The sequence below is a fragment of the Lacibacter sediminis genome, from assembly GCF_014168535.1.
Taxonomy (GTDB): domain Bacteria; phylum Bacteroidota; class Bacteroidia; order Chitinophagales; family Chitinophagaceae; genus Lacibacter; species Lacibacter sediminis.
The window spans coordinates 202,620-228,683 of sequence record NZ_CP060007.1 but is presented as its reverse complement, the minus strand read 5'-3'; the positions used below and the strand labels follow the sequence as shown (position 1 = coordinate 228,683).

Annotated in this window: 27 protein-coding genes; 11 read left to right on the top strand and 16 right to left on the bottom strand. The window is 39.8% G+C overall.

Annotation, left to right across the window (positions count from 1 at the left end):
• Positions 1-43: 43 nt before the first annotated feature.
• Together rpsI and rplM are read right to left on the bottom strand one after the other, a co-directional pair.
• A complete protein-coding gene (rpsI, locus tag H4075_RS01060) occupies positions 44-433 on the bottom strand; it encodes a 30S ribosomal protein S9 (protein ID WP_182803334.1) in 390 nt (129 codons plus the stop codon).
• Positions 434-462: 29 nt separating this feature from the next.
• Positions 463-906: a 50S ribosomal protein L13 gene (gene rplM / locus H4075_RS01055; RefSeq protein WP_182803332.1), complete on the bottom strand. Its 444-nt coding sequence runs from the start codon at positions 904-906 to the stop codon at positions 463-465.
• 419 nt (positions 907-1,325) lie between these two features.
• Here rplM and H4075_RS01050 point away from each other — a divergent pair, with 419 nt between their 5' ends.
• Positions 1,326-2,204: a DUF6268 family outer membrane beta-barrel protein gene (locus tag H4075_RS01050; protein WP_182803330.1), complete on the top strand. Its 879-nt coding sequence runs from the start codon at positions 1,326-1,328 to the stop codon at positions 2,202-2,204.
• A gap of 12 nt (positions 2,205-2,216) precedes the next feature.
• Here the strand turns inward: H4075_RS01050 and porG are convergent, their stop codons facing one another.
• From porG to H4075_RS01005, 9 genes are all read right to left on the bottom strand, one after another.
• The gene (gene porG, locus H4075_RS01045; protein WP_182803328.1) at positions 2,217-3,059 is read right to left on the bottom strand and encodes a type IX secretion system protein PorG; all 843 of its coding nucleotides are present in this window, start codon (positions 3,057-3,059) and stop codon (positions 2,217-2,219) included.
• 73 nt (positions 3,060-3,132) lie between these two features.
• Positions 3,133-4,011, bottom strand: coding sequence for an NAD kinase (locus H4075_RS01040; protein ID WP_182803326.1), 879 nt, complete (start codon positions 4,009-4,011; stop codon positions 3,133-3,135).
• 82 nt (positions 4,012-4,093) lie between these two features.
• Positions 4,094-5,587 carry a POTRA domain-containing protein gene (locus tag H4075_RS01035; RefSeq protein ID WP_182803324.1) on the bottom strand — a complete coding sequence of 498 codons (1,494 nt, stop codon included), beginning with the start codon at positions 5,585-5,587 and terminating at the stop codon, positions 4,094-4,096.
• A 73-nt stretch (positions 5,588-5,660) separates the two neighbouring features.
• Entirely contained in the window at positions 5,661-6,320 is a 660-nt protein-coding gene (locus tag H4075_RS01030) for a CBS domain-containing protein (protein WP_182803322.1), read from the bottom strand.
• Between the two features lie 17 nt (positions 6,321-6,337).
• Positions 6,338-7,111, bottom strand: a complete 774-nt coding sequence (locus H4075_RS01025) for an alpha/beta fold hydrolase (protein WP_182803320.1) — start codon at positions 7,109-7,111, stop codon at positions 6,338-6,340.
• Positions 7,112-7,190: 79 nt separating this feature from the next.
• Positions 7,191-7,733 (bottom strand): CvpA family protein, encoded by a 543-nt coding sequence (locus tag H4075_RS01020; protein WP_182803318.1) that lies wholly within the window; start codon positions 7,731-7,733, stop codon positions 7,191-7,193.
• Between the two features lies 1 nt (position 7,734).
• Complete coding sequence (locus tag H4075_RS01015) at positions 7,735-8,184, bottom strand: GatB/YqeY domain-containing protein (RefSeq protein WP_182803316.1); 450 nt, start codon at positions 8,182-8,184, stop codon at positions 7,735-7,737.
• 6 nt (positions 8,185-8,190) lie between these two features.
• The gene (gene gldC / locus H4075_RS01010) at positions 8,191-8,535 is read right to left on the bottom strand and encodes a gliding motility protein GldC (RefSeq protein ID WP_182803314.1); all 345 of its coding nucleotides are present in this window, start codon (positions 8,533-8,535) and stop codon (positions 8,191-8,193) included.
• Between the two features lie 26 nt (positions 8,536-8,561).
• Positions 8,562-9,692 carry a glycosyltransferase family 4 protein gene (locus H4075_RS01005; protein WP_182803312.1) on the bottom strand — a complete coding sequence of 377 codons (1,131 nt, stop codon included), beginning with the start codon at positions 9,690-9,692 and terminating at the stop codon, positions 8,562-8,564.
• A gap of 575 nt (positions 9,693-10,267) precedes the next feature.
• Here H4075_RS01005 and H4075_RS01000 point away from each other — a divergent pair.
• The 4 genes from H4075_RS01000 to murA all read left to right on the top strand — a co-directional run bounded on the left by H4075_RS01000 (position 10,268) and on the right by murA (position 14,650).
• Positions 10,268-10,726: a hypothetical protein gene (locus H4075_RS01000; protein ID WP_182803310.1), complete on the top strand. Its 459-nt coding sequence runs from the start codon at positions 10,268-10,270 to the stop codon at positions 10,724-10,726.
• Positions 10,727-10,778: 52 nt separating this feature from the next.
• Positions 10,779-12,401 carry a T9SS type A sorting domain-containing protein gene (locus tag H4075_RS00995; protein ID WP_182803308.1) on the top strand — a complete coding sequence of 541 codons (1,623 nt, stop codon included), beginning with the start codon at positions 10,779-10,781 and terminating at the stop codon, positions 12,399-12,401.
• A 99-nt stretch (positions 12,402-12,500) separates the two neighbouring features.
• Complete coding sequence (locus H4075_RS00990) at positions 12,501-13,214, top strand: DUF4290 domain-containing protein (RefSeq protein WP_182803307.1); 714 nt, start codon at positions 12,501-12,503, stop codon at positions 13,212-13,214.
• 125 nt (positions 13,215-13,339) lie between these two features.
• On the top strand, positions 13,340-14,650 hold the full coding sequence (gene murA / locus H4075_RS00985) for a UDP-N-acetylglucosamine 1-carboxyvinyltransferase (RefSeq protein ID WP_182803305.1): 1,311 nt from the start codon (positions 13,340-13,342) through the stop codon (positions 14,648-14,650).
• A gap of 75 nt (positions 14,651-14,725) precedes the next feature.
• Here murA and typA read toward each other — a convergent pair whose 3' ends face one another.
• On the bottom strand, positions 14,726-16,537 hold the full coding sequence (typA, locus tag H4075_RS00980) for a translational GTPase TypA (protein ID WP_182803303.1): 1,812 nt from the start codon (positions 16,535-16,537) through the stop codon (positions 14,726-14,728).
• A gap of 297 nt (positions 16,538-16,834) precedes the next feature.
• Between typA and H4075_RS00975 the strand changes: the two genes are divergently transcribed.
• Entirely contained in the window at positions 16,835-17,104 is a 270-nt protein-coding gene (locus H4075_RS00975; RefSeq protein WP_182803301.1) for a hypothetical protein, read from the top strand.
• Between the two features lie 118 nt (positions 17,105-17,222).
• Complete coding sequence (locus tag H4075_RS00970) at positions 17,223-19,688, top strand: ATP-dependent helicase (protein ID WP_182803299.1); 2,466 nt, start codon at positions 17,223-17,225, stop codon at positions 19,686-19,688.
• Positions 19,689-19,769: 81 nt separating this feature from the next.
• On the opposite strand, the gene cysK is transcribed toward H4075_RS00970, so the two are convergent.
• The 3 genes from cysK to H4075_RS00955 form a co-directional block, all read right to left on the bottom strand.
• Positions 19,770-20,681 carry a cysteine synthase A gene (gene cysK / locus H4075_RS00965; RefSeq protein ID WP_182803297.1) on the bottom strand — a complete coding sequence of 304 codons (912 nt, stop codon included), beginning with the start codon at positions 20,679-20,681 and terminating at the stop codon, positions 19,770-19,772.
• Between the two features lie 14 nt (positions 20,682-20,695).
• Positions 20,696-21,508 carry a serine O-acetyltransferase EpsC gene (gene epsC, locus H4075_RS00960; protein ID WP_182803295.1) on the bottom strand — a complete coding sequence of 271 codons (813 nt, stop codon included), beginning with the start codon at positions 21,506-21,508 and terminating at the stop codon, positions 20,696-20,698.
• Between the two features lie 174 nt (positions 21,509-21,682).
• Positions 21,683-22,039, bottom strand: a complete 357-nt coding sequence (locus tag H4075_RS00955; RefSeq protein WP_182803293.1) for an arsenate reductase family protein — start codon at positions 22,037-22,039, stop codon at positions 21,683-21,685.
• A 76-nt stretch (positions 22,040-22,115) separates the two neighbouring features.
• On the opposite strand from H4075_RS00955, the gene H4075_RS00950 reads away from it, so the two are divergent.
• From H4075_RS00950 to H4075_RS00935, 4 genes are all read left to right on the top strand, one after another.
• On the top strand, positions 22,116-22,625 hold the full coding sequence (locus H4075_RS00950; RefSeq protein ID WP_182803292.1) for an RNA polymerase sigma factor: 510 nt from the start codon (positions 22,116-22,118) through the stop codon (positions 22,623-22,625).
• Complete coding sequence (locus H4075_RS00945) at positions 22,615-23,238, top strand: hypothetical protein (RefSeq protein WP_182803290.1); 624 nt, start codon at positions 22,615-22,617, stop codon at positions 23,236-23,238. Before H4075_RS00950 ends, H4075_RS00945 begins: the two co-directional genes overlap by 11 nt.
• A gap of 10 nt (positions 23,239-23,248) precedes the next feature.
• Complete coding sequence (locus tag H4075_RS00940; RefSeq protein WP_182803288.1) at positions 23,249-24,115, top strand: TraB/GumN family protein; 867 nt, start codon at positions 23,249-23,251, stop codon at positions 24,113-24,115.
• Between the two features lie 65 nt (positions 24,116-24,180).
• Positions 24,181-25,401 carry an ATP-binding cassette domain-containing protein gene (locus H4075_RS00935; RefSeq protein WP_182803286.1) on the top strand — a complete coding sequence of 407 codons (1,221 nt, stop codon included), beginning with the start codon at positions 24,181-24,183 and terminating at the stop codon, positions 25,399-25,401.
• Positions 25,402-25,429: 28 nt separating this feature from the next.
• Here H4075_RS00935 and H4075_RS00930 read toward each other — a convergent pair whose 3' ends face one another.
• Positions 25,430-25,930, bottom strand: a complete 501-nt coding sequence (locus tag H4075_RS00930) for a hypothetical protein (RefSeq protein ID WP_182803284.1) — start codon at positions 25,928-25,930, stop codon at positions 25,430-25,432.
• Between the last annotated feature and the right edge of the window lie 134 nt (positions 25,931-26,064).

The window sequence follows — 26,064 nt, the reverse complement described above, 5'->3', positions numbered from 1 at the left end:
TAATTGTTTGATCATGATCATTGGCCAAAGGCCAATGAGTGTATTAACGTTTAGAGAACTGGAAGCTTCTACGTGCTTTCTTATGACCAAATTTCTTACGTTCAACACCACGTGGATCACGCTTTAATAAACCTGCAGCTTTTAATACAGGACGATACTCAGGATTTACTTCAAGTAATGCACGGGCAATACCCAGCTTAATCGCTTCGGCCTGTCCTTTAATACCTCCGCCGGTTGCATTCACTTTTACATCAAACTTATCTAATGAATCAACTGCTTTTAAAGGAGCTTCCACCTGATTTTGTAAATACATCAGGCTGAAATATTGTTTGTAATTTTTGTCGTTCACAGTAATGTTACCGGTACCCTTGCTCATAAACACCCGGGTAATGGCTTCTTTACGGCGACCAACTGCGTTTTTTTGCTTTTCCATTTATAAAAAATTTGAAAATTTGAAAATGATTAGAACTTCAGTTCTTTTGGTTGTTGTGCAATGTGTGAATGTTTATCGCCAGCATACACAAACAACTTTTTGTACATCTTACGACCAAGACGGTTTTTAGGAAGCATACCTTTTACAGCACGCTCAACAACCACTTCCGGACGACGACGCAGAAGGTCTTTTGCGATTTCAATTTTCTGACCACCTGGGTAACCACTGAAGTTGTGGTATTCTTTGTAGTCGATTTTTGTACCAGTGAAAACAACCTTATCGGCGTTAATTACGATTACATAATCTCCACAGTCAACGTGGGGAGTGTAATAGGCTTTGTTTTTACCACGAAGGATTGCAGCGATTTTTGAACTCATGCGTCCAACGGTTTGATTGGTGCCGTCCACAACGTACCAGTTACGTTGCACAGTAGCCTCGTTCGCATGCTTCGTAGTGAAATGTAGTTTGCTCATTGTATTTTATTTTTTCCACGCCATCCCGTGGAGTTTTTAGAAAATCCCGCTTTTTAGAACGGGTCGCAAAGGTAGGGCTGCTTCAGTCAATTTGCCAAAGAAAGGAGAAAGTATTTTTACATGCGCTTTTGTAATGAATTGATTTACAGTAAAAATTTTGCACAATAATTTTCATAGGTTGCTAAATTCCTTTAAACACAGCTGTTCTCGTTATCCACTCGCTGCAAAACCTTACCCAACTTCGGTTTGCTAAGGCTCAGGATTCTTGGTTCGGCGCAGGCCTCCATGTTAAATCGGCGGGAGCAAAACAGGCAGTACCCCCTGATAAATGGTGAAGAACATTCGCTTTCGTTAATAATTACTTGTACTTTGATCAGGCTAGTCAACCCCAAATCCTCTTAACAGAAAAATTCTTTCCCATGCGAAAAGGACTCCTCTTTCTGTTCATTGTCTTTACCGTAACGGTTTCCATTGCGCAACCTTATGTTGATGTATTGAATGTACGTATGATCCAATCACCCGACCAAGGATTCATCCGAAGGAACAACCACAAAAATTCATTTGAATATTTCAACGCTTCGCTTACGTTGCCCATGCGTTTTAAAAAAACTGGAGGGGCATTGATCATCAGTCCATACGTTGAAAACTGGCAAGTGAATCTTCCGGATAGAAATAAACCAGCTTCACTTATCGTGGAAAGAGAGCAATTTTTCCCAACAGGCATCGGTCTTCCTATCACACTTCTTACTCCAATAAAGCGTTCTAAATTTCTTCTCAACACAACAATGATCCTACGCAACAATGCAGAGAAAATAAGTTTACCCGGCTCTTTCCAGGCTGGCGGGTTTGTTGTGATGAATTATAAGATCAACCCAAAACTAACCTTAAAAGCAGGGTTGTATTATAACCGTGAAGCCTTTGGCAATTTCTTTATGCCAATAGCGGGGCTGGAATTTAAAATTGACAGCACTTTTCAAATATGGGGAGCATTGCCAGGCTCACTTTTTCTTGAAAAAAAATTGAAGAAACGCTGGTATGCCGGGCTTACATTTAAAGCAGTAAACAACAGTTACCAGTTATTTAACGGAAGATATATTCAATTTAACGACAACCAACTCAGTCTATTCTCTGATTTTTATTTCACTAAAAACTTAGTGTTGAATCTGGAGGCAGGGCATAGTTTATTTCGCCGGATCAGATTGGGTAACAGCGGAAGAATTAAGCAATATGTTTATGAAGAAAAAATAAACGATAACCTGTTGTTTCGGGTTTCGGCTATTTACCGTATACGCTTATGATCAAAAGAAAAATTAATTGGCTGTAGGGCACTTATATGAAGTAATGCTGAAGGTAATGCCAACTGTTGCCATTATATACTGATCACGTGGACCGCTAAAACCCCTCTGTGTTCCTGCAACGCCAATGGGAGTGCCTGTTTCATAACTTCTGTCCTGCAAAAAAGATGCAGGTGACCCTACAGGAAATGTTGCAAGTCCTGCATATGTACCGGAAACATCATCAATAAAATCAGTAGTGGTAAAGCGATGAGCAATCTCGAAATTGAGATTTGTTCTGTCTGTCAATGCAAATTTTACACCTATACCCACCGGAAAAGCAAAGGCAGTTGTTGAATAGAGTTTACGATCGGGATAAGCAGCAGAACCTTGTCCTTCAGTCCCTAATGGACGGAGGAAATACTTGGTATCATTCAAATAAGCATATGGATCGAAGTTGAAGACGCCTGCACCAAACGTGATATAAGGTGTAAACCGTTCGCCTGGATTTGTGGGATTGAAACGGAAGAAATTAAAATCGCCCTGTAACATCAGCTCCCATAAATTGGTATTAAAACTCAGGTTCCGACGCATCCGAAACTCATTTTTCTTTTCATAAATATCACTGTACCCTAATTGGGCAAAATTGGCTCCAATGCGTATAGCTACATAGTTATTTATTTGTTTTCGGAAGAAAACTCCACCTGCAAGTTTTGGGCGGTTGAGTTTTTTGTCGGGGTTGAGGTCGCCGAAATAATGGGCAGCGCCTAGCTGAACACCAAATTCCCCTTCATGCTTGTAGCCATCATACTGGGCACGAACAATGAAAGGAGCAACACACAAAGAGAGCAGAATAAGGGTAAAAAGCAATGTTTTCATTAGCATCAGTTCTCAAAAAAAGTAATAACGCAAATATCAGGGTTTTCATATATCCCCGGCTGATTTGATGTATTTAGTTTCTGCGGTCGAGGCCCCACGAAAGTTTGTTGCGTAAGGTTTGGAGGAAGTTGTTCTCATTTAAACGAATGAGGCTTACTGTAAAATCTTCTTTCTTCACCGCCAGTTGTATGGTTTTATGAACGATCTCTTTTCTTGAATCGAGTGTACACAAAAAACTATCGGCCCTGCCTTCAATTTCAAACGAAATGATGTTGTTGTCGGGCACAACAATGGGACGTACGTTCAGGTTATGCGGTGCAACGGGGGTTATGACGAAACTTCCTGAATCAGGGAAAACAACAGGACCATTACAACTGAGTGAATAGCCGGTTGAACCCGTTGGTGTTGCCACAATTAATCCATCGGCCCAGTAACTGTTCAAAAACTCACCGTTAAGGTAAGCATGAATTTTTATCATGGACGATGTATCGAGTTTGTGGATAGCAAATTCATTGAGAGCGTATGGTGTGTCACCAAAGAGTGGCATGTTGCTATCGAGATGAATAAGAGTGCGTTCATCTTCAACATAGGTATGATTCTTTAATGAAGCCACTACGGTTTCTACTTCTTCACGACCGATACTTGCGAGGAAACCAAGACGGCCAAAGTTGATGCCAAGCAACGGTATGGGCAATTCTCTCACCATTGTAACGGTGTCGAGCAATGTACCATCGCCACCAAGGCTGATCATGCATTCAAATGTATCATCAAGTTCTTCAGAAGAATGAAATATAGGCGGCTCTTCATCAAAATGAATTTGCTCTTTTATCTGCTCATAAAAACCTCTGTAGATATGTGCACGGATATTGTTCGCCTTCAATTCTTTTAATAAACGTTGAATATCTTCTTTCTGATCAGACTCAAACACCCGGCTGTAGATAGCTACTTTCATGTGTTCACTTTAGTTGCTGTTACTTAATTGATAACTGTTGTAACAGATTTAAAATTGTTTTTAGTAAAGATGTGGACGAAGATTAAAAATCTCTGCGTACATGTAAAAATAATCCCTTTTCGCCCAACTGGTTAAACGAATATTCGATGCGGGCAATAAAATCGTAGTAACTCAACACATCAATACCCGCACCATACGTATACAGAAAACGATTGTTTAGAATACTATTTGTATAGGCAGGCAAATGACTTGCTCCAATATCGCCGTAAACCTTTGCAATAATTTTAAAAGGTATCTTTTTATACTTCTCGTTTTTAAATAAGAAAGTTGGAACATTCAGATTTAATACTTCCTGTCTTATTGTTCCCTTTAGGATACCAGCCTGCACGCCATCAATAACATAGTATTCGAGCCCACGTAAAAACCAATCACCATAACCCAGCGCACCAATATTATACATTGGTTGTTTGAAAGGTACTTTCACCATATAATATCCAACAGCAGAAACCGAAGTCTTTTTAGCTAACTGGAAAAATTTACCCGCTTTACCGGAAAACTGCCACAGATTCATTCCTTTAGCTCCTAAACCCCTTTGCATAAATGAACCGTTGAAAAGAAATCCCTTCCACGGGTATACAATATTATTAGCGTTGTAGTATTGATATGAATACGAAAATTCTCCAAACTCCTGCTTCGATCTGTTTTCAGTAAAATAAGGAAGGTATCCTTTGAGCGAGTTATCAGCAATCAACTTACTGATCGTATCTGCTACTGATTCTTTTGCATAACTAAGACGAAACGTATGACGATGATTTACACCTTTCCTGACGGTGAATCCGGCTTCCATTTTAAACGTTGTGCGAACAAAATCATTGATCTGCCCATTGTTTGCCGGATAGAATGCCTGCTTGTTACTGTCTGTTGCGTAGGCCATTTGCCTCGACTGCTTGTAATAAATGCTGCCTAAAAAACCCCTTTCAAGTTTTCTATCGGCATAAGGTTGTTCATAGAAAATTGAATACTCTCGTGTGTAGCCATTAACGAAATTAAAATTGAGCTTATCTCTTCTTCCTGATACATTATCCCAGTTCAATTTCAACCCATAATTCACACGTTCAAGACTCCTGTTTTGTTCAGTCAGCCATTGGTTAACATTTCGATCGACTAATTTAAAATAAGGGAAGGGAAATAAATACCATCGCTCTTTTACTTCAAACAGAATGTCTACTTGTTTTTCATCCCATGCAGTTATCTTAGGTATTACTTCAAGAAACAGTTGCGTATTAGAAACATTCAGTCTTGCCTGGTCGAGTAGTTCCTCCATTTGGCTGCTGAACATTTTTGATCCTTGACTGAAAGGCACTTCACGCAGGATGATGTATGATTTTGTTTTTTTATTCCCTGTTACAGTAACTGAACGAACAACAAATTCAACCGAATCAGGCAGTTGACGAATGACTTTACGTAAATTTTCTTTTGCTGTTTCTATTGCAACTGATGGTTGTGCATATAGCCGCCCAACAACAACCTGCAGGAGAATGAGCAGGCAAATAGTATGAACCTTTGTTGGCCGCATAATTAGTTTTCTGTTAAAGACAGATTTTAAATTTACTATGAATCAGGTAGAAAAAACAGGTCAACTGCAGAAACTATATGTTAAGATAGTTCATGAGATGATCGTAATTCAAGCGCAGCTCTTCTTCTGAAAGGTTTTCGCCAAAATACTGAATCACATTGTATTCGTAACGTTCAAACGAAGAAAGTATATCTTGTATATCGTTCTTATTTACTTTAATGGCCACCATCAGCTCACCCGTTGAACTATCTGTCCAGGTGTTCAAATGAATGATCTTTGCGTTATTAGATTCAACAATCCGGCCAATTTCAGAAATATAAAAACTGTTTGGCTGCATTTGTAAAATTACAATGCCTCCCGGAACGGCTGCCGCATTATAATGTGATGCTGCCTGCAACAGATCGTCCCTTGTAATGATGCCCATCAATTCACCGTCTTCCTTCACAACAGGTAAAAGGCTCAGCTTCTGCTGATGCATAATTTTTAATGGAACAAGGAAGAAATCGGCGGGATTAATATTTACCGGTTTGCCATCGTGAAGAAACGGGGCAATGCTGGAAGTCTCATCTTCCTCTTCAATATCGTCTTCGTACACAAGCCCAACATACTTTTGATCAGTAACGACGGGAAGCTCAGTGGTTCTGTTTTCATTCATCCAATCCAAAGCCTGCCGAACCGTATCTGTGGTTTGAAGTGTGGGTATGTGGTTTGATATGAGTTCGGCTGCTGTCATTGTCATATTCTTTCTTCTTAGACGGGTACCGGCGTATTTAACTTGGTAAGGAACCCATTTAATATTTCGTTAAACTCATCCGGTCGTTCCATCATCGGTGCATGGCCACATTTATCAATAAAATGGAGTTCAGAATTCGGAATGAGTTTGTTGAATTCTTTTCCTACAAACGGTGGCGTGATTGTATCGTTATTTCCCCAAATGAGAAGAGTTGGAGTTTTTATTTCCTTCAATTCATCACCAAGGTTATTACGAATGGCACTCTTCGCCAGCGCAATTACTTTAATTACTTTCAACCGTTGATTGACGATATCGTATACTTCATCAACCAATTCTTTTGTTGCCATTGCGGGGTCGTAAAATGTTACCTCCGTTTTTTTGCGGATGTACTCATAATCGCCACGTTTAGGATAGGTATCACCCATTCCGTTTTCAAACAAGCCGGAACTGCCTGTTAGTATAAGTGATTTAATGCGTTGAGGATGTTTCAGCACATGCACCAATGCAACATGGCCTCCCAGTGAATTACCAAGCATGTGGATGTTGTCATATCCTTTAAATTCAATAAACTTCTGAACGTATTTTTCTAAGCCGCCAACTGAAGTATGAAGTAAGTCAAGCTCAAACAAAGGGAGCATTGGTACAACCACTTTGTTGCGTTTGCTGAAATAATCAAGCAGATCTTTGAAGTTACTTAATGCACCAAACAACCCATGCAACAGCATGAGCGGTTCGCCTTCACCGACTTCGATATACTTAAACTTTCCTTCCTGTATTATTTCGTAGTTCATTTCTGGCAGCAAATAACAGTTGTTAATTGCTAAAATAGTTGATTTGTGTGAAAAATTGTAATTCAGTTGCAGATTGCCGTTATTGCTGCTTTATTTGTGTACCCAGCTTCTCAAAGAAGTCTTCTAACTGCGAAAACATATTGCTGAAAATGGGTAATACAACGCCAATTGCATCGATCACTTTTGGTCCCAACGGCTGAATAAATTCATATGTTCGGGAAGCTGCTATAGTTTCGTCTGTCAATAATTTCATTTCTGCAGCATAGAAAAATAAAACACTTAGTATTAACAGGTAAAGTATTGCATAGCCTAACGCACCACCAAGTTTATTTGCCCAACCCATCCAAGCTAGATCAACTGCTTTTTCAATGAGCTTTGCCACTGCTCTTATTGCAAATACTGTCAGGAAAAAAACCGCAGCAAATGCAATAAAAGGTAACCATTGTGTATTGATGTTTGTTGATTGTGCCAGCCAGGCGGCCACCACTGTACTCAGCTTAAGAGCCGCTGCTAATCCAATTACAAATGCAATAATTGAAAAAACAGCAACGATCAAGCCACTGCGCAAACCTTTTATTATTGCAAAAGCAAGAGCGATCAATACAACAATATCAATGATCATTCTATTTGCTTAAAAGTTCTTTTACCACAGCGCTGATTGTTTTACCATCGGCCCGGCCTGCCAACTGTTTGCTGGCAACACCCATCACTTTACCCATATCGGCAGGTGATGATGCGCCGGTTTCTGTAATAATTCCTGCAATGATCATTTTCAATTCTTCCGCATCCATTTGTTTTGGAAGGAATTTTTCGATAATGGCAATTTCTTCTTCTTCTTTCTGGGCAAGATCGGCTCTGTTTTGCTGACGGAAAATATCAAGTGAATCTTTCCTCTGCTTAACAAGCTTCTGCAACAGTTTTATTTCATCATCAGCCGTAATTTCGCCGCCCCCTTCTGAGGTTTTAGCCAGCAGGATAGCTGCTTTAATTGCTCTAAGACCACGTAATCCTGCTTCATCTTTTGCTTTCATGGCATCTTTCAATTGTGCCATAACGTTTTCTTCCAGGCTCATAGTTTATTACTGATTTTGATTAAGCTGTTCTTTTTTAAATTTCTGCATGAAGTCTTTTGCAAACTCTTTCATTTCGGCACTCAGTTCGGGTTGGTTTGTTGCACGATTGAATGTATCGGCCATGGTCATGAGTAACTGATAATAGAAATCTGCCATTTCATCAACCATCATTTCTTTTGTCCAGAGATCAATACGAAGAGCTGATTTATCAGCACCATCCCAAAACGCCAGCATCATAGCTTTTGCAGTCTGGTCCATGTCTGCACTACTGTCGCTAGCCTTCCATTTAATTTGCTCAGGTACTTTTTGTTCATCTAAATAAACGTCGATAGATATATTACTTTTATGCATACTAAATTTTGTGCGGCAAAGGTAAGTTATTCGGCAGAGGCGGCCAGCTCAATACAGCCCCACATTTTTTTTGCGGACTCATCCCAATTAAACAACTGCACACGTCTTTTTCCATTTTCAATCAATCGGCTTCGCAGTGTTTCATCTTTATAGATCAACATCAATTTTTCAGCAATATCATCAGGATTTTCAGGATCAATGTACAGATATGCATCGCCCCCCACCTCAGGCATTGCGCTGTTGTTTGAAACAATGGCAGGCACACCACATTGTAGCGCTTCCAACGGTGGCACACCAAACCCCTCCAAAAAAGAAGGATAAACCAATGCATAGGCAGAGGCCACCAGTTTCGCCAATTCATTTTTCTCCAGGTAGCCGGTAAGTATCACATCATTCCTGAATCTGAAAGAGGAAAGCAGCTTGGTAAACTCGTCTGTTTTCCAGGCAAGCCGACCGGCAAAGACCAATTTCATACTGCTTTGTTGCCGCTTTTTGAATCTCGAAAATGCTTTTAATAAATTGATTGGATTTTTGCGGGGATGAATTGATCCTGTGTAAATAAAGTATTCACAACCAGCGCTGTATTTCTCCTTTACCAGTTCTCTTTCATCATATGAAAGTTGTTGAAAAAGAGAACCGGGTGCGTTATAAGTGACATGAATTTTTGCCGGATCGATCTTGAATTTTTCAACGATATCTTGTTTTGAATACTCAGAAACGGTTGCAATAACTTTACTCTTCTTTAAAAACTTACCGGTGTTTTTCAGATAATAATTGCGATGTGATTTCGAAATAAATTCGGGATGATGAAGAAAAGCAAGATCGTGCACAACAAGGCATTGGGGTACTTTTGTACGAAGTGAGCAGAAGCCATCTGTGCTCACGAATACCTCTGCTTTTATCTTTCGTAAAACACGGGGTAACATTAAGTTATACCAAATATCCCATGCCAATGGAAACCTGGCCTGAGGCTTAATAATAACCGGTTGAATGTTTGCAGCATAGATAAACCTTTGATCAAAAGGTCGGTCGAATAAAAAATAGAATTGATGCTCGGGGTGATTGAGGGCTATCCTGGAAAATATCTCTTCAATATAATATCCATAGCCTTCCATTTTACCCGGAAGCAATGCTTTTGTATTAATTGCAATCACCATAGAAGAAATGCAAAGGTAGGTGTGAAACAATGAGATTGAAATTGAATAGTATTGTTCTACAAATCAGGAAATTATGCAATTAAAAACGTTGATTTCCCAAGCAATTATTCAAAAGAAGTACGATAGGATGCTATTGTTTCCGATTTTACTTTTACAGGCAGAAAATGTAACCTTAAGAGGTTTAAAACAGAACTAAAAAGGCTTGAAATTGCAGAAAATACGGTTACAGTTTTAAGCAGTTTCACTTAATATTTGAAAATAGTTTTGAATCAAAAAAAATAATCTTGGCATTGAAAAAGTTTGGAACAGTAATTGCTATTTATTACATGTTCTTTCAAAATGAAATAATATTATAAACAAGTGTGCGTTAATAGTTTATAATTTAAAAATAATTCTTTCGCAACAGGGAAGAGTCAGGATACATTGATGGTTTTACAATGTGGATTTTGGGTAAACGACCCCGCTTTCCAGCGGGGTCTATTTTTAAAATACAGAGAAATACCTATTGCCTGATTTAATTCTTCCGTCTACATTTGTTTCGTAATCCAGTATTCCAATATCCTAAAACGTATTCTATGAAAAAGCTAGTCTTTGCACTTGCATTTTGTACACTATCTATTTTTTCTTTCTCCCAAGAATTTCAATCAGGTCGTCAGAAGCATGATGGTAAGCCAGCAATGTTTAACAATGTAGCTTCCCGCTTTGCTCCATCGCAAACTTTTATCAGCGATGTTATGAATGCACGCCTAAATGAAACAGTTGATTTGTTTGTAACAAATGGTCTTCGTTTTAAAGGTGAAGTAACTGCTATCACCAGCGATGCCCCCGGTCTTACAACCGTTACGGTTCAATCAACTGATCGCCCTGGTCTTCTTCTCTCCATTTCAAGAACCACTTTGCCTGATCAAAGCATCATTTATCGTGGTATCATGATCAGTCAAAAACATAGTGATATGTTGATGATGGAGAAAGATGCTGTTACCGGTTCTTACAACTGGAACAGAAAACAGGTTTCACACATGATAGCTGACTAAAATAATTACTTGTTCCAGCAGGTATTTTTATTTCCTTTTAAAATCCAATACTATGACACGTCTAATCCTATGCCTTGTTGCCTTATTTGCAACAACTGCATTCAAAGCATCCGCTCAGGTGCCTAAACTGAGCAGTAACCCAACTGCAAGTGCAACCATTTTTCTTGATTTCGATGGACAAACAGTAAGCACTCCTTACTGGAATGGTGGCAGAACATTTTATTGCACACCTTCAGGATTAACTGAAGCACAGATCACTACAGCATTTTACCAGGTAGCAGAAGATTTCAACCCCTTTAATCTGAACATTACAACGGATTCAACGGTATATTTTGCTGCGCCTATCAATCAAAGACAACGCATTATTGTTACCGCTTACAGCAGCTGGTATGGTAGTGCAGGTGGTGTAGCCTACCTCAACACATTCCGTTGGGGAATGGAAATTCCGGGATTTGTTTTCGCTAATCTTTTGAACTATAACGAAAAAAATATTGCCGAAGCATCTTCACATGAAAGTGGTCATACCTTAGGTTTGAATCACCAAACCTTGTATGATGCGGATTGCAACTTCAAATATGAATACAACCCAGGTACAGGGGCAAATGGAAGTGCAACAAGCTGGGCTCCTATTATGGGCAACAGCTATGGTAAAACACTCACACTTTGGCACAAAGGAACAAGCACACAGGGTTGTACTAAATTACAGGACGACTTATCAATTCTTGCAGGTACTGATAATGGCTTTGGATATAAGGAAGACTTAGTTGGTAACACAACACGCACTGCCACTGCCTTGCCTATGTCAACAACTATCTCAGCGAACAGCCAGCCAACAACAGGTTTTAATGTAAGCAGCGAGATCAACACTTCATCAGATGTTGACATCTTCCGTATCGATATTACATCCGACACACGTTTGCAACTATCTGCAACACCATCTGCAAGTGGTTCAACCAAACCAAATGTGGATATGCAAATGGCCATCCTCGATTCAAGAGGTAATACTATTAACATATACAATCCGGCAACAACATTAAATGTTGCGATCGATAGTTTTGTAAGTGCAGGAACTTACTATCTGCGGTTAACAAACGCAGCCAACTCAAACGTATCTACTTATGGCATGTTGGGAGATTATAGCGTAAGCGGTGCTGCTCTTCCTTCAACTCTTCCGGTACAAAGCATGAAGCTGAACGGAAAAGCAAACAATAACAACCATGAACTGAACTGGAACATTGTTGCCGATGAACCAATTGAGTCGATCTTGATTGAAACATCAACAAACGGCATGAGCTTTAGCAGCCTGCAAAATGTAAACAGCAACAGCACAAGTTTCGGTTACCAACCTTCAGAAAAGAAAACAATCTACTACCGCCTATTGGTTACAACCGCCTCACAATTGAAATACTACTCTAATGTAGTTGCTCTCCGTGAAGTTGGTAGCAAATCAAAAGTGGATGTGGTTACCAATATTATCAGCAAAAATGAAATTGCGCTTAACAGCAACGGTTCTTACAATTGGCGTATTATTGACATGAGTGGTCGTGCACTGGCAAATGGCCGCACAACAACCGGCTTTAACCAGTTACAGCCCGGCACACTCAACAGTGGTATGTATCTGTTACAGATCATCGATGGAGGTGACATCATAACAGAAAAAATAGTAAAACACTAAGTTTTTCGATAGTCATAGTTTACCACTGGAACCAGCTGCCCCCTAAAAAGGGCAGCTTTTTTTATCAACCCTTTGCTTACATTTGCTATTATCAAGTTTATGGAATATAACACAACAAGAAATCATTTAACCATTCGTGAGTACGGACGACATATCCAGAAAATGGTTGATCATATCATCACAATTGAAGACCGCCAGAAGCGACAAGAGCAGGCACAAGTGGCAATTGAACTGATGGGCTTTTTAAATCCGCACCTGAAGAACGTAGAAGATTTCCGTCATAAATTATGGGATCACTTGTTCCTTATTTCTGATTTTAAATTGGATGTAGATAGCCCCTACCCGATTCCAACAAGAGAATCATTGAAAGCAAAGCCTGAACGTTTGCCTTATCCTAAACGTTACCCACGTTATAATCACCTCGGTAAAAATATTGAAGTGATCATCGATAAAGCTTTGAAAGAAGAGAACCCTGAAAAGAAACAGGGCTTTGCCAATGCAGTGGCTTATTACATGAAACTCTCTTACAACAACTGGCACAAAGAAAATATTCATGACGATGCAATCCAGGCTGAGTTAAGTGCAATTACAAAAGGTGAACTGGAGTTTAATAATCGTCCTTTTGTACGTCAATATCGCCCAAGCGATGACTTCAGAGAAAACCGTGGTGGCAGCGGCGGCGGTGGAAAATTTAAAAAACATTTTCAGCAACGCAGTGGCGGTGGTGATGGAAGAAGAGATAACAGAGGTGGAGGCGGTGGAGGCCGTGACAACCGTGGCGGCGGTGGTGGAAAATTTAAAAAGAGATATTGATCTTAGTGCTCCAAAATTTTTAGAAGGTTAATAAGAAATGTTCTTGTTAACCTTTTTTATTTCCCTGTACTTTGTAACATCCAAACCTTATCAGGCAATACACTTAAACATTTTAACTACAAGTCATGCATTCTTTTGAAGTAAGAGGCGGTAAAAAACTTAAAGGCGAAATTGTTCCTCAGGGCGCCAAGAACGAAGCATTGCAAATCATCAGTGCTGTTTTGCTTACTCCTGAAAAAGTAACCATTACAAACATTCCTGATATTGTTGATGTAAATCTTCTGATTGAATTATTGGGTGAAATGAATGTGAAGATCGAACGGCCGCAACGTGATACTTGCATTTTCCAGGCAGATGATGTAGATATTGATTACCTGCACAGTGAAACATTTAAAAAGAAAAGTGGCAAGCTTCGTGGAAGTGTGATGTTGGCCGGACCAATGCTTGCCCGTTATAAAAAAGCATTTATTCCAAAGCCTGGTGGCGATAAAATTGGAAGACGAAGATTAGATACACATGTCATTGGTTTTGAAAAGTTAGGTGCCGCATTTAACTATCATTCAGAAGATGGCTTCTTTCATCTCACAACAAAAAAGTTGCAAGGTGTAAACATGTTATTGGATGAACCATCTGTAACCGGCACTGCTAATATTGTAATGGCTGCAAGTATGGCAAGCGGTACTACCACGATCTACAATGCAGCGTGTGAACCTTACATACAACAACTTTGCGCCATGCTTAATCGTATGGGTGCAAAGATCAGCGGAGTAGGAAGTAATTTGTTGAGTATTGAAGGTGTTGACTATTTAGCTGGTACAGCTCATCGCATTTTGCCTGATATGATCGAAGTTGGTTCCTTCATAGGTTTGGCAGCAATGACACAGAGCGATATTCTTATTAAAGGTGCAGGTGTAGATCAGCTTGGAATCATTCCTGAAAAATTTCGTCAGCTGGGTATTCAACTGAACATTGATGGAGATGATATCCATATTCCCGAACAGGAGTTATATGAAATACAACGTTACTTCGATGGTGGTGTACTGACTATTTACGATCATCCGTGGCCGGGTTTTACTCCTGACCTGTTGAGTATTGTTCTGGTAACTGCTATCCAGGCAAAAGGAAGTGTATTGATTCATCAGAAAATGTTCGAAAGCCGTTTGTTCTTTGTAGATAAACTGATTGATATGGGTGCGCAAATTATTTTATGTGACCCTCATCGTGCTGTAGTAATTGGTTTGGAACGTGAACAAAAGTTGAGAGGTATTACCATGAGTAGCCCCGACATACGTGCCGGACAGGCATTACTGATCGCTGCTTTAAGTGCTGAAGGAAAAAGTACTATTCAGAATATTGAACAGATCGACAGAGGTTATCAATACATCGATGAACGTTTACGAAAGCTCGGTGCAGATATAAAGCGAATTGAAGGTTGATACTTGAATATAAAAACAAAATGTGCTAAATAAAAAAGACCCCGATCAGTTGATCGGGGTCTTTGATTATATCTCTTACGCCATTTGAGCGTTCATTGATTTTGATTGTTTCTTTCTTTCTTCTTCATCCAAAATCACCTTACGCATACGGATGTAGTTTGGTGTAACTTCAATACACTCATCAAACTGAATATACTCCATACACTCTTCCAACGTCATCAACGTTTTTGGTGCCATGCGTGTAGCATCATCAGTTCCACTTGCACGGTGGTTGGTTAATTTCTTTGGTTCAGTTGCATTTACAACCAGGTCGCCCGGTTTAATGTTTTCTGCAATGATCTGTCCGGCATAAACTTCTTCAGCAGGATCAACAAAGAAAGTACCACGGTCTTGTAATTTATCAATAGAATAACCGGTTGTCTTAGCTGTGTTTTTTGAAATCAATACACCATTGTTTCTTCCGGGGATACTACCTTTCCATGGTTTGTATTCGTTGAAGCGATGCGCCATTACAGCTTCACCAGTTGTTGCTGTGAGCATTTGTGTACGCAAACCAATCAACCCTCTTGATGGAATTTCAAATTCCAGATGCTGCATTTCACCTTTGGTTTCCATGATCAGCATTTCACCTTTACGGCGGGTAACTAGATCAATTACTTTACTTGCGAATTCCTGCGGTACATCTACCACCAGTATTTCATAAGGCTCACATTTTTTACCGTTGATTTCTTTGGTAATTACCTGTGGCTGACCAACCGTTAATTCATACCCTTCACGACGCATGGTTTCAATTAAGATACCAAGGTGAAGAATACCACGGCCATAAACCATCAAGCTATCACCATCATCACTATCAGTAACACGGAGCGCAAGATTCTTTTCCGTTTCTTTCATCAATCTGTCACGTAAGTGACGGCTTGTAACAAACTTTCCGTCTTTACCAAAAAACGGCGAGTTGTTTACACTGAACAACATATTCATTGTCGGTTCATCAACACTGATCACCGGTAATGCTTCCGGATTTTCTGCATCCGCCAATGTATCACCAATATTAAAATCTTCCACACCAACTACGGCACAAAGATCACCTGCAATAACTTCTGTTACTTTTTTCTTACCCATTCCTTCAAACACATACAGCTCTTTCACTTTCAGTTTTCTCACTGTTCCGTCTGCCTGCATCAAAGCAACCTGCTGATTTTCTTTTATTGCACCACGACTTACTTTACCAATGGCAATACGCCCGAGGAAAGAAGAATAATCCAATGATGTTAACTGCATTTGCAACGGACCTTCCGCAACTTTAGGTGGCGGCACATGCTTAATAATACCATCTAACAATGGGAAGATATTATCGATCTCAGTTAATGAATCGTTGAACCAACCATTCTTTCCACTACCATAATAAGTAGGGAAATCTAATTGCTCTTCAGTGGCATCAAGGTTAAAGAAAAGGTCGAATACTGAGTCATGCACTTCATCAGGACGACAGTTCGGCTTATCAACTTTGTTGATCACCACAATTGGTTTCAAATTCAACTGAAGTGCTTTCTGTAACACAAAACGTGTTTGTGGCATCGGGCCTTCGTAAGCATCTACCAACAGAATTACACCATCTGCCATTTTCAACACACGCTCCACCTCACCGCCAAAATCGGCGTGACCCGGAGTATCAATAACATTAATTTTTACATCATTATATACTACGGCTGCATTTTTAGAAAAGATGGTAATGCCACGCTCTCTTTCAAGATCGTTGCTGTCCATGATCAGTTCACCAGTATCCTGGTTATCACGAAACACCTTGGTTGCGTGTAAGATTTTATCCACCAAGGTTGTTTTTCCATGGTCTACGTGAGCAATGATTGCTATGTTACGAATATTCATATTCAATGTGTTAGGCCGAAACGGTTGGTGTTCTTGCCTTTTTTAAGGCGGCAAAGGTACGGCATTTAAGCGGGGTGGCAAGGGAAAAGGCGGTTAATGTTTGGTTATGGAAGCCTTAGCCGGATACGAGCATTAAGCATCAGAATTTGGAGTTGACTACGGCCAATATCGGTTGACATGCCGCATTAGGCGCTCTTTTGCACAGCAAATACACATTTACCTGCCGTAACAATTACATAAGACAACCTTCACAATCATTTCATGTTACTGTTTGTAATTCACTAAAACATTTTAATTATGGAAAAGCATGTGATCGATATTACAAGAAATCTGCTCAACAGCGGCGCATTCAATCATCTTTCAGATGCTGCACTTACAAGATTGCAGTGGCTGCTGATCGGCCGGTCAACTACAAACAGGGCAAGCCAGTTGATGCAATACTGGTACAGCGGTAATTATTATTCACAAGGCGTGCCTCAATACCTTTTGCATAGTTGTAACATGGTATTGTTGCAGGCAGGCAAACCAGCTGTTGATGTGTTTGTGGCTGATGAGATGGATGCGTAAAGCTGTTTTAAATTTTGAAAGACTGATCCATCCTGATTTCTCGAAAGACAATTTTGTCTTACAATAAATTCTTTCCCACAAAAAAACTTCTCCGCTTTGCATGCTGTAATTTCGCCCAATGATCGATTACTTAAATGGACTGAATGAGCGGCAGAAAGAAGCAGTAACCACTATTGATGGCGCATTAATGATTGTGGCGGGCGCAGGCAGTGGTAAAACAAAAGTACTCACCACACGTATTGCCCATCTGATGGCGAAAGGTGTGGATGCGTTCAATATATTGGCGCTGACTTTTACCAACAAAGCAGCCAAAGAAATGAAGGAACGTGTGGAGCATATCCTTGGTAACCATGAAGCAAGAAATTTATACATCGGCACTTTTCACAGTGTGTTTGCACGCATCTTAAGGAGCGAAGCAACCAAGATCGGCTATCCATCGAACTTTACAATTTATGATACAGACGATGCAAAGAGTGTGATCAAAACAGTGATCAATGAAATGAACCTGGATGATAAACACTACAAACCATCTACTGTTTACAACCGCATCTCATCTGCAAAGAATGCATTGGTAAATGCAGAAGAATATAAAACTGATTGGCATATACAACAGGAAGATATGCGATCGAACCGCCCTGCTATTGCACAGATCTACGACAGTTATGCAAAACGTTGCTTTAAAAACGGGGCAATGGATTTTGATGACCTGCTCATCAAATTTTATGAATTGCTGAAAACTGTTCCTGAAAGTTTAAGTAAATACCAACGTCGTTTTAAATACATTATGATCGATGAGTACCAGGATACAAACCCTGCGCAGTACGAGATCATAAAATTACTCGGCGCCATGCATGAGAATGTTTGTGTGGTGGGTGATGATGCGCAAAGTATTTACAGTTTTCGTGGTGCAACTATTGAAAACATTTTACAGTTCCAGAAAGATTACGACAATGTACACCTGGTAAAACTTGAACAGAATTACCGCAGCACAAAGAATATCCTGAACGTGGCGAACGAAGTTATTGCCAACAATAAAGGACAGATCGAAAAAACATTGTTTACGGATAATGGTGATGGTGAGAAGATACGATTGGTTCGCACGATGACCGATAATGATGAAGGAAAGTTTGTGGCTGATACCATTCAGGAACAAAAACTCCGCAATCATTACCGTAATAAAGATTTTGCTATTCTCTATCGCACCAATGCACAAAGCCGTGCATTTGAAGAAAGCCTGCGCCGCATGAGTATTCCGTACATCATTTACGGCGGCATCAGCTTCTATCAACGTAAAGAAATCAAAGATTTTATTGCTTACCTGCGTTTGATCGTAAATCCGAAAGATGAAGAAGCGCTGAAAAGAGTGATCAATTATCCGGCAAGAGGTATTGGAAAAACAACCATTGATAAATGCGTGTTGTATGCCAATGAACAAAACATCAGCATGTGGGAAGTGTTGACAAAAGCACAGCAGTTTGGTTTTAAAGCTGGCACACTTGAAGCGATTGATCAGTTTGTAACCATGATCCGCAGTTTTGCAAGTATGTTCCAGAAAAACAATGCATATGAAGTAGCTGTGCATGTTGGTAAACAAACCAATCTTGTAAAAGAGCTCTTTAACGATAAAAGCACTGAAGGTTTACAACGTTACGAGAACATACAGGAGTTACTCAACTCAATAAAAGAATGGGTGGATGATACAGCAAACCGCCAGCAGATCGATGATGATGGTGTAATGATTGATGAACAGGACCCTTTTGCTGCAAGCGACCCTGCCCAAAAAGAACTTTCATTTGATGCTCCTGCTTCGCCACAACAAACAACGTCAAATGCTGTAACATTGGGTGCATACCTTCAACAGATCACCTTACTTACAGATGCAGATGCAAAAGATCCCGATGCAGACAATGTAAAACTCATGACCATACACGCTGCAAAAGGTTTGGAGTTTGAATGTGTGTTTGCTGCAGGATTAGAAGAACAGCTCTTTCCAAATGCACTTTCAATAAACACAAGAGAAGAATTGGAAGAAGAGCGTCGTTTATTTTATGTGGTGATCACAAGAGCAAAGAAAAAACTTTGGATCTCTTATGCCAATACACGTTATAAGTTTGGGCAGATCGTACAAAACGAACCAAGTCGTTTCTTAGATGAATTACCGGAAGATTTTATTGATAAGAGTTATGCCGGTGGCGGTTCAAGAAACCAGGGATCATCATTTGGCAGTGGCTCGGCATTCGATCGGTTGAAAGGTGGATTCGGCAATAAGAGTAACGATTATGATGATGTAGCAAAAGCTGAGAAGCGTTACGGTGCGCCACCCAAAACAGCATCATCAAAACCATCTTTTTCAATAACGCCTGCAAGACCACAAACAATAGAACACAAACCAGACACTGATTTTGTTGCTAGCGATACAAGCAATCTGCAGGAAGGTCAGCGAGTGGAGCATCAGAAATTCGGCTTTGGTGAAGTAGTGAAAATGGAAGGCAGTGCACATAATCCCATTGCCACTGTAAAGTTTGAACTGAATGGTGAAAAGAAGATCATGTTGAATTATGCAAAACTGCGCATCGTGAGCTAAGTGTTTACGAGTGGAAAGAAAATAAATAAGAAAGAGCCATCGTATTACGACGGCTCTTTCTTATAATATCAGATGAACAGATCAAAATAATCCATCCACACTAAAGTAGCGTTCACCAGTATCGTAGTTAAAAATTAATATACGGCTGCCCTTTGGAATTTCAGGTAATTTCTTTGCTAATGCAGCCATAGTTGCACCACTTGAAATTCCCTGGAAAATCGCTTCTTCTTTCGCCGCACGTTGTGTATACGTAAACGCATCATCCTTGGTCACTTGTATTACACCATCCAGAACATCTCTATGCAAATTGGCTGGAATAAAGCCCGCACCAATACCTTGTATGGGATGTGGAGAAGGTTCACCGCCGCTAATCACCGGAGAAAGTTCAGGCTCAACAGCAAACACTTTCAGGTTAGGGAATTTCTTTTTCAATTCACGGCCAACACCGGTAATATGTCCACCAGTACCAACACCGGTAATTAAATAATCCAAGCCTTCGGGAAAATCATTCAATATTTCCTGTGCTGTTGTTTTCACATGCACATCAATGTTAGCCGGGTTATCGAACTGCTGTGGCATCCAGCTATTAGGTGTTGCTTCTACAAGCTCAGTTGCTTTTGCAATAGCACCTTTCATCCCTTTTTCACGTGGCGTTAATTCAAACGTAGCACCATAAACGCTCATCAGCTTACGACGCTCGATACTCATACTTTCAGGCATCACCAAAATGAGTTTGTATCCTTTCACCGCTGCAACCATTGCCAAACCAATACCCGTGTTGCCACTGGTTGGTTCAATGATCACACTGCCTTCTTTCAAAATACCTTTTGCTTCGGCATCTTCAATCATGCTTAATGCAATACGGTCCTTAATGCTCCCACCGGGGTTTGCCCGTTCCAGTTTGCTCCATACTTCCACATCGGAAGAGAACAAACGGTTAATGCGTACATGCGGTGTGTTTCCTATTGTTTCTAAAATGCTGTTCGCTTTCATTGTCGCTTATATTTTTATATGATAAAATTGAGAGGTTCAGTAAAATCTTTTTTGTCGGCTACAACAATCTGGTTTTTTGTATACACAACACTGTGCGGTATTATGCTTTCCGTAACCCATGTGTTGCCGCCCACAATACTATCATGACCGATGACCGTTTTACCGCCAAGAATAGTACTGTTGGCATAAATTACCACATTATCTTCAATAGTGGGATGACGCTTTGTTTGTGCATCTTCTTTACGTACGGCCAATGCACCCAATGTTACTCCTTGATAAATTTTTACATTCTTTCCAATTACGGATGTTTCACCGATAACCACACCTGTACCATGATCGATAAAGAACGGACAACCGATCTGTGCACCGGCATTTATATCAATACCAGTTCTGCTATGTGCCAACTCACTCATCATGCGTGGAAGAATAGGAACATTGTGTTTGTATAATGGATGTGTGAGCCTGTACATAACAATCGCATAAAAGCCGGGGTACGACAAAATCACTTCTTCAACAGAGTAGGCAGCCGGATCAAACTCAAGTATCAACTCGGCATCTTCTATCAATTCTGCTTTAATGTTTGCCAACTCATCCAGATAGGCGTTTGTAATGGCTGATACATCTAACTCATATCGTTTAGAAAGAGGAGTAAGTATTTCAGTCAACTGTTTTCTAAGTGAAATATTTGCGCTGCATTGCTGCTCTGTATAAGCCTCTGCATCGCCAACCATCGGGAAAAGACAATTGATCAAATCTTCCGTAAAGGTAACCACAGCATTCCTCGACGGGAAATTGCTGCTGAGCAGATAGCCGGGAAAAGCACTCATGATAAAAAATTTAAACGTCCTCTGAAATGGCAGGCAAACGAACGGTCAGTCACTTTCGCAACAATCGATCATGCGAAAATAGGGCTTCTTTTATTTAGTCTACTAATTCAGTTGATTTTTAGCAATTCTGCAACCGTTCTGCTTCCAAATATGACAGAGAACCAACAAAATACTTTATTGCAGCGCCTTTTTCAAGGCTTCTACCGTTTTTTTATCGTTACCGATAAAGATCTTGTCGTTTAAAATGGTTACGGGACGTTTAAGAAAAGTATCTTCTTCCAATATGTAGTTCTTGTAATCTTCTTCGGTGAGTTTTTTATCCTTCAGCCCTAGTTCTTTGTACTTAAGTGCCCTTCTGCTGAACAATGCTTCGTAACTACCCGCAAGCTTCTTCATTTCTTCCAACTGTTTGGCAGTGATCTTTTCATCACGGATGTTTTGGAATTCAAGTTTGGCTTTATCAGCACCCGTTTCTTTAATAATTGCCTGGCAGGTTGTGCAATGGGCGAGATGGTACATTTTCTTCTTCATGAGCAAAAAAACAAATTTGCATGTAACTTAAACGAAATTTCTGCTACATATACGTTTACGCAAACCATTTGGTTGAATGACCACCAACGTTGAACAGAATTTCCTGCTGGTAGTGCAAGAGCATCAGGGCATTATCAGAAAAGTATGCCATCTCTATGGCCGCAATGATGCGGACAGGGACGACCTGTACCAGGAAATCGTTATTCAGCTATGGAAAGCATTTGGTAGTTTCCGTGGCGATGCCAAGATCAGTACATGGATGTACAGGATAGCTTTGAACACCGCCATCAGCAACCTTCGTAAACAGTCGAGAAAAGTAGCACTCAGTTTTCCTGAGTTTATTCCAAGAGAAGAAGCAGATACAAACGAAGAAAGGATCAAAGAAGAAAACCTCCGGCAAATGTATGCAGCCATCGCACGGTTATCGGAAGTGGAAAAAGCAATTGTAATGCTTTATCTCGAAGACAAAAGCTATGAAGAAATGGAAGAAATTCTCGGTATCAGTAACGGCACGCTGCGTGTAAAAATGAACCGTATCAAAGACAAATTACGTACACTCACAAAAGCAGAAGCTTATGGAGCTTGATCAGTTAAAAGAAATGTGGAGCGACGTGGGGCAAAGCAAAACCTCAACTTCTGAACAGGAGTTGCAGACCATTTTGCAAAAAAAGTCGAAGAGTCCCATTGCCAAAATGAAACGCAACCTGTTTATTGAAATGTTGATCGTAGTGGTTCTTTACAGTTCCAGTATTCTTCACTATTTCATTAAATTCAAAGGAGCAATGTTAAGTCTTGCATGGCTGATGTTGATATCAGGTCTTCTTTACATGATCTATTATGTACGAAAACGAAAACTGCTTCATGAAATGGAGTGTGTTACTTGTGAAGTGCGGTCCAATCTCCAATTACAGGTTCGTACCCTCCAAAAATATATCCGGTTTTATCTTGTGGTGGGTACATTGCTGTTCCCGTTTATCATGCTTACCTCCGGTGTGATTATTTTTCTTTATGATCCGAAAATGCAAGCCAACTCTGCAAGCGTATCGTTCTGGCCATTTTTTCTTGGCCTTTTGGTCATCACAGCTATACTTACAATTCCCATGTATTTTCTTAATAAATGGTATGTTCGTAAGCTCTACGGACAACATGCTGAAAAGCTGAAACAGATCGTAAACGAAATGAGTGAAGAAGAAGATTAAATTTACAACTATGAAAAAGCTCCTCATCAGTTTGTTCAGTACATTCCTTATTGTTTCAATAGGCTTCGGTCAGGCAGAACCGAAAAGCAGTTTGCTTTGGGAAATTACAGCCAGCGACCTTAAACAACCATCTTATTTATTCGGCACAATACATATCATCTGCAAAGAAGATTTCTTTTTACCACCGATCGTTACAGAAAAATTCACCAATGCAGAACAGGTTTTTCTTGAATTGGATATGGATGATCCGATGATGATCTTAAAAATGATGCAACTGCTGCAATTACCAAAAGGACAAACCATCAAACAGCTTTTTGGCGACAGTGCTTTTAAAACATTTGACGAACAGTATAAAAAAATAACAGGCAGTTCTGCCATGATGTTCAATACATTCAAACCATTTATGCTCATGAGCATGCTCACCGAAAAATCATTGAGCTGCCCGTCAAGAGAATCTTATGAGCAAACATTCATTGCAATGGCTGCTAAGCAGAAAAAGAATATAAAAGGTCTTGAAACAATTGAAGACCAGGTGGCAGTGTTTGATTCTATTCCTGACAGTACAGAGATTGCAAACCTGAAAAGTATGGTGGTTGATTTTAATAAAGGTGTGGAAGAGTTTAAAAAACTGGTTGCAGTTTACAAAACACAGGATGTTGATTCCATTTATAGATTAACAAATCAGTCGCCTGAGCTTATGGAAGCGGAGAATGAGCTGCTGGTGAAACGAAACAGCAAATGGGTTCCTTTAATGAAAAGCAGTATGCAGAAAACAGCATGCTTCTTTGCTGTTGGTGCAGCACATTTGGGTGGAGATATTGGTGTAATTGCTTTACTGCGAAAGCAGGGTTACACAGTTAAGCCAGTGAAGTTGTAACCAACACGCCATCCTAAAATACAGCGGGTGACTCACCGTAGCATTCAGTAATTTATCTTCGTGCTATGCAGCACTATGCTATTTTTCTTTCCAACACTTTCAACAAACAAAATTTTATTCAGCAACTGTTGGATAAAAAAGCACCCGGTTTATTTGCTTCATTCAACAGTTCTGATGCTGTTCTATTCTCTGCTTACACTGTGCAGCAATATTTATTGGAGGAGGATATTCATGGTTATAGCGGTATTGAAGCAACAAGGAAGCAAACGCTACGTTCCATGTCGAGTGGTGAACAAAAGAAAGTATTACTCCAGCATTTATTATCATTAAAACCAGGCGTTCTTATTTTAGATAATGTATTCGACAATTTGGATACCGCTGCACAGACATCATTTAAAGAAGAATTAAAACTTGCTGGAGCACACACACTTCTTATTCAACTTACACATCGAAAGCGTGATCTTCTCCCCTTTATTGAAAACAGGTTAATGGTTAGTGCTGGTGAGTTTGTTCCTCTTGAAGGCAATACTGATGATGAAATTCATGTTGATGATGCACCTGTACCCTCTCCTTTGCATCACTACAAACTTTCCACAACAGAACTTGTTCGCTTTACAGATGTACATGTTAGTTATGATAGCCGACAAGTATTACAACAGATCAACTGGAGAATTAATGCCGGTGAATTCTGGCAATTAAAAGGACCGAACGGTTCAGGCAAAACAACCTTGCTCACCATGATCACCGGCGATAATGTAAAAGGTTATGGGCAACAACTCTATATTTTTGGAAGAAAAAAAGGTAGTGGTGAAAGTGTGTGGGATATTAAAGATAAGATTGGTTATCTCACGCCTGCTATGACAGATCTTTTCAGCACAAGACATACACTACTGCACATGATCGTATCGGGATTTGTTGATTCTATTGGTCTGTATACAATTCCAAGCGATATGCAACTACGTTCTGCCTATGAGTGGCTGCAATTATTACAATTACAACATAAAGCTAACACAGCTTTTTCAAAACTTACACAAGGTGAACAACGCTTAGCATTGGTTGCAAGAGCAATGGTAAAACACCCGCCATTATTAATTCTCGATGAGCCTTTGATGGGGCTTGATGCTACAAATACAGAAAAAATTATTCAGCTCATCAACAAACTTGCTGCTGAAACAAGTACTGCTGTGTTGTATGTATCACATCAAACAGAGAAAGGTTTGCAGCCGCAAAAAGTATTTGAGTTGCTGAAAACAGAGAATGGTTCTATTGGCACTATACACGGCTAGAGGTGCCAACCGGGTACTATCATATTTACTATTTCATTCGTTGGTATATCTCCTCTTCTTTTTCATAAAAGAAAGATAAGTGCATGTTCTTTTGAATAAACGATTTTAATTCTGCGGAGCTACTGAATTGTTCATCGATGTTTTCTGTAACGGCATTGAGTGTTATGCGTGAACCATTTTCAGATACTTCAAATTTATACAAGCAATAGCTTGCATCTGATCCTTGTTCTTTTAGCTCAGAAATATTCAGGAATTTAACAGCATCAACTTCTGAGAGAAAAGCTTCATATTCTTCCGGCGTATTATCTTCTTTTGGTTCTTTCTTTGTTTTGCTGATATTGACAATGTAATCTGTTTTCCTTTTGATCATGATGATCTCATCACTCGAACTTTTCGGTTCCCACTTGCCAAGCAGCTCAGCAGGAAACTTTACTGTTGGTTCACTGATTGGCACTTCTGTTTCATAAGGGCATCCCATCAACAGAAAACAACATGCTGCCATCGCAACAAACTGCACCAACTTTTTCATATGAATTGTTTTGAGGTTAATTAAACTGTTCGTGTCACCCAACAGGTGATTCATCAGCCATTTAATTTTTACTTAACGAAAGTATATCTATTCATCCTCTCAACCAATGCCTTCCGTTAGAATACCGACAAATG

Coding starts and splice junctions, on each gene's coding strand:
- epsC (WP_182803295.1), bottom strand. CDS start 21,508: ATGAGTGCTTTTCCCGGCTATCTGCTCAGCAGCAATTTCCCGTCGAGG.
- rplM (WP_182803332.1), bottom strand. CDS start 906: ATGAGCAAACTACATTTCACTACGAAGCATGCGAACGAGGCTACTGTG.
- murA (WP_182803305.1), top strand. CDS start 13,340: ATGCATTCTTTTGAAGTAAGAGGCGGTAAAAAACTTAAAGGCGAAATT.
- porG (WP_182803328.1), bottom strand. CDS start 3,059: ATGAAAACATTGCTTTTTACCCTTATTCTGCTCTCTTTGTGTGTTGCT.
- gldC (WP_182803314.1), bottom strand. CDS start 8,535: ATGCATAAAAGTAATATATCTATCGACGTTTATTTAGATGAACAAAAA.
- H4075_RS00975 (WP_182803301.1), top strand. CDS start 16,835: ATGGAAAAGCATGTGATCGATATTACAAGAAATCTGCTCAACAGCGGC.
- H4075_RS01025 (WP_182803320.1), bottom strand. CDS start 7,111: ATGAACTACGAAATAATACAGGAAGGAAAGTTTAAGTATATCGAAGTC.
- H4075_RS01030 (WP_182803322.1), bottom strand. CDS start 6,320: ATGACAGCAGCCGAACTCATATCAAACCACATACCCACACTTCAAACC.
- H4075_RS01005 (WP_182803312.1), bottom strand. CDS start 9,692: ATGGTGATTGCAATTAATACAAAAGCATTGCTTCCGGGTAAAATGGAA.
- rpsI (WP_182803334.1), bottom strand. CDS start 433: ATGGAAAAGCAAAAAAACGCAGTTGGTCGCCGTAAAGAAGCCATTACC.
- H4075_RS00935 (WP_182803286.1), top strand. CDS start 24,181: ATGCAGCACTATGCTATTTTTCTTTCCAACACTTTCAACAAACAAAAT.
- H4075_RS00930 (WP_182803284.1), bottom strand. CDS start 25,930: ATGAAAAAGTTGGTGCAGTTTGTTGCGATGGCAGCATGTTGTTTTCTG.
- H4075_RS00990 (WP_182803307.1), top strand. CDS start 12,501: ATGGAATATAACACAACAAGAAATCATTTAACCATTCGTGAGTACGGA.
- H4075_RS01040 (WP_182803326.1), bottom strand. CDS start 4,011: ATGAAAGTAGCTATCTACAGCCGGGTGTTTGAGTCTGATCAGAAAGAA.
- H4075_RS00940 (WP_182803288.1), top strand. CDS start 23,249: ATGAAAAAGCTCCTCATCAGTTTGTTCAGTACATTCCTTATTGTTTCA.
- H4075_RS01035 (WP_182803324.1), bottom strand. CDS start 5,587: ATGCGGCCAACAAAGGTTCATACTATTTGCCTGCTCATTCTCCTGCAG.
- H4075_RS01050 (WP_182803330.1), top strand. CDS start 1,326: ATGCGAAAAGGACTCCTCTTTCTGTTCATTGTCTTTACCGTAACGGTT.
- H4075_RS01015 (WP_182803316.1), bottom strand. CDS start 8,184: ATGAGCCTGGAAGAAAACGTTATGGCACAATTGAAAGATGCCATGAAA.
- H4075_RS01020 (WP_182803318.1), bottom strand. CDS start 7,733: ATGATCATTGATATTGTTGTATTGATCGCTCTTGCTTTTGCAATAATA.
- H4075_RS00970 (WP_182803299.1), top strand. CDS start 17,223: ATGATCGATTACTTAAATGGACTGAATGAGCGGCAGAAAGAAGCAGTA.
- H4075_RS00950 (WP_182803292.1), top strand. CDS start 22,116: ATGACCACCAACGTTGAACAGAATTTCCTGCTGGTAGTGCAAGAGCAT.
- H4075_RS01000 (WP_182803310.1), top strand. CDS start 10,268: ATGAAAAAGCTAGTCTTTGCACTTGCATTTTGTACACTATCTATTTTT.
- typA (WP_182803303.1), bottom strand. CDS start 16,537: ATGAATATTCGTAACATAGCAATCATTGCTCACGTAGACCATGGAAAA.
- H4075_RS00995 (WP_182803308.1), top strand. CDS start 10,779: ATGACACGTCTAATCCTATGCCTTGTTGCCTTATTTGCAACAACTGCA.
- H4075_RS00945 (WP_182803290.1), top strand. CDS start 22,615: ATGGAGCTTGATCAGTTAAAAGAAATGTGGAGCGACGTGGGGCAAAGC.
- H4075_RS00955 (WP_182803293.1), bottom strand. CDS start 22,039: ATGAAGAAGAAAATGTACCATCTCGCCCATTGCACAACCTGCCAGGCA.
- cysK (WP_182803297.1), bottom strand. CDS start 20,681: ATGAAAGCGAACAGCATTTTAGAAACAATAGGAAACACACCGCATGTA.